This is a genomic window from Fusobacterium sp., assembly GCF_029258315.1.
Classification (GTDB): Bacteria; Fusobacteriota; Fusobacteriia; order Fusobacteriales; family Fusobacteriaceae; genus Fusobacterium_B.
Genome location: NZ_JARHZE010000066.1, coordinates 1 through 2,554, shown reverse-complemented (window position 1 = coordinate 2,554; position 2,554 = coordinate 1). Strand labels below are relative to the sequence as shown.

Annotated in this window: 3 protein-coding genes; 1 reads left to right on the top strand and 2 read right to left on the bottom strand. The window is 24.9% G+C overall.

Annotated features, from left to right (window positions below; all coding sequences use genetic code 11):
* Positions 1–81: 81 nt before the first annotated feature.
* Positions 82–1,281: an IS256 family transposase gene (locus Q1J48_RS05260; RefSeq protein WP_300361726.1), complete on the bottom strand. Its 1,200-nt coding sequence runs from the start codon at positions 1,279–1,281 to the stop codon at positions 82–84.
* 392 nt (positions 1,282–1,673) lie between these two features.
* Between Q1J48_RS05260 and Q1J48_RS05255 the strand changes: the two genes are divergently transcribed.
* A complete protein-coding gene (locus tag Q1J48_RS05255; RefSeq protein WP_300361722.1) occupies positions 1,674–2,225 on the top strand; it encodes a 3'-5' exonuclease in 552 nt (183 codons plus the stop codon).
* A 153-nt stretch (positions 2,226–2,378) separates the two neighbouring features.
* Here Q1J48_RS05255 and Q1J48_RS05250 read toward each other — a convergent pair whose 3' ends face one another.
* A complete protein-coding gene (locus tag Q1J48_RS05250) occupies positions 2,379–2,549 on the bottom strand; it encodes an HAD-IA family hydrolase (RefSeq protein ID WP_300361724.1) in 171 nt (56 codons plus the stop codon).
* Positions 2,550–2,554: the final 5 nt, after the last annotated feature.

Sequence of the window (2,554 nt, the reverse complement as noted above, 5' to 3'; positions counted from 1 at the left end):
GTTTTACTATATATTTTAGTTTATGTCAAGAGCACTCTCTTTTAGAGAGCGTTCTTTTCATATTTAGTTAACCTCTATTTATTAAAAGCGATCTTCAAACATTATTTGAAGTTCCCCATAGATTTTTCCCCAATTTCTTAAAGTTGATGTCCATTTTTTAGTCGCTTCAAATGTAGCTAAATAAAGAGCTTTTAATAGAGCTGTATCGCTAGGAAATACACTTCTTTGACTATTTAAGCGACGATAAACACTATTTAAACTTTCTATTGCGTTTGTTGTATAAATTACTTTTCTAACTTCCATTGAAAATTTGAAAATAGGACTTATTACATCCCAATTTTTATTCCAGCTTTTCATAGAATTTGGATATATTTTTTCCCAAGTTTCAGTTACTTTTTCCAAATTTTGTAAAGCTATTTTTTCTGATGGAGCTTGGTATATACTTTTTAAATCATTTGCAAATAATTTTTTATCTTTATCAGGAATATATCTTAATGTATTACGCACTTGATGAACGATACAACGTTGATATTCTGTCTTTGGAAAAGCAACAGTGACTGCATCTTTCATTCCAGATAAACCATCAGCACATAATATTAAAATATCGTTAACACCTCTATTTTTAAGATTATTAAAAACTCCTAACCAATATTTACTGCTTTCATTTTCTCCAATTTCTATACTTAAAACTTCTTTTTTTCCTTCATCATTTATTCCCAAAATTATATATGCTGCTTTTTTCTTGATTATTCCATTATCTCTAACAGAAAAATGAATAGCATCAACAAAAATAACAGGATAAATCCTAGATAAAGGTCTTTGTTGCCATTCTTCTATTTGTGGAAGAAGCTTATCTGTGATATTAGAAACAAGTCCTTCGCTAACTTCGAATCCATATATGTCTTCAATTTGCTCAGATATTTGACGCGTAGTCATACCTTTAGCATACATAGAGATAATTTTATCATCTATGGCAGATATATCTTTTTGATGTTTTCTAACAACTCTAGGTTCAAAAGATCCATCTCTATCTTGAGGAACATCAATTAAAGATTCTCCGTATTTGCTATGAATAATTTTAGATTTTTTGCCATTACGAGAGTTAGAATTATCAGAACGTTGATACTCTTCATATCCTAAATGTTCAGTCATTTCAGCTTGAAGCATTTCTTGAATAGTTCCTCCAAGTAAATCTTTTAAAGCATCTTGAATATCTTCTGCAGATTGAATGTCATACTCATTAATAAGTTGAGCAATGATATTTCTTTTTCCTTCAGTCATTTGAATACCTTTTCTTTTTTTCTTTTCCATAAAAAATAGCCTCCTATGATATTAATTTTATCATAGAAAGCTATTAAAAATTAGTATTATTTAATTTACAGAATTTTTTTCACAGGCTCTATTAAATCTCTTAGTTCAGTCTTTTTAGCTAAATATACTTTATATCGTTCTTTATCTTTTATATTTTTTATAAACTTTTTTTTGATATTATTTAATGATAATTATTTAACTGAAATCATAAATAAAAAAATACCAAATTTTTTATTAAGCATAATAGCTTTTTTGAGTTGGTTAGCTTTTCACATTAAATACAAAAGATACTATGCTTATTGTGGAAATGAGACTTTGGTAGCTTTATACTATAAACTTATATTAGAATCGGAGGAAAAATAATGAAACTATTATTTATTGATACAGAAACAGGTGGAACAAATGAAAAAGAAAATAGTTTACTATCTATCGCATTAATATGTTGGGAAAATAAAAAAAATTTAGATAAAGCAGAATTTTTTGTAAAAGAAGAAGAATATAATGTAACAGAAATAGCGATGAAAATAAATCAATTAGATTTAGAAATTATTAAAAAAATAGGTTTAGAAAAACAAGAAGTTGTAAAAAAAATTAATGAATTTATAAAGAAAAACTTTACTAATGAAAAAGCTATACTTTGTGGACATAATGTAAATTTTGATATCAAATTTTTAAAAGAACTATATAGTGAAGTAGGAAAAGATTATGAAGAATTCATATCTTATAGAAGTTTAGATACAGCGAGTATTTTTAGATTTTTTTCAATAGCTGGAAAATTTAATGGAAAGGAAATTAATTCTTTAGATGATGCAATTAAATATTTTAATCTTTCTTTTGATAATAGGCATACTGCTATGGGAGATATAGAAAAAACAGTTGAAGTGTTTAATAAGCTAATTGATTCTTCAAAATAAAATATTAAGGAAATTAATAACATAAAAAGTATAAGAAAAAATTAAAAATATAAATTTTATAATAAATTTTAGATAAAATTATTATAATAAAAAAGAGTACAGATAAAAATATTAAAAAATTTATCTGTACTCTTTTTAAATTAAATTTTTACTTTATAATTTTATTCCTTTTTCTATTAATTTATCTTTTAAAAGTTCGGGATTTGTAAGGTGGATAACTTCCATTCCTTGATTTTTAGCCCCTTCAATATTTTCAAAAACATCATCAATAAATATACATTCATTAGGATTTAGAGAATAAGTTTTAAAAAGAAGTTGATAAATTTCAG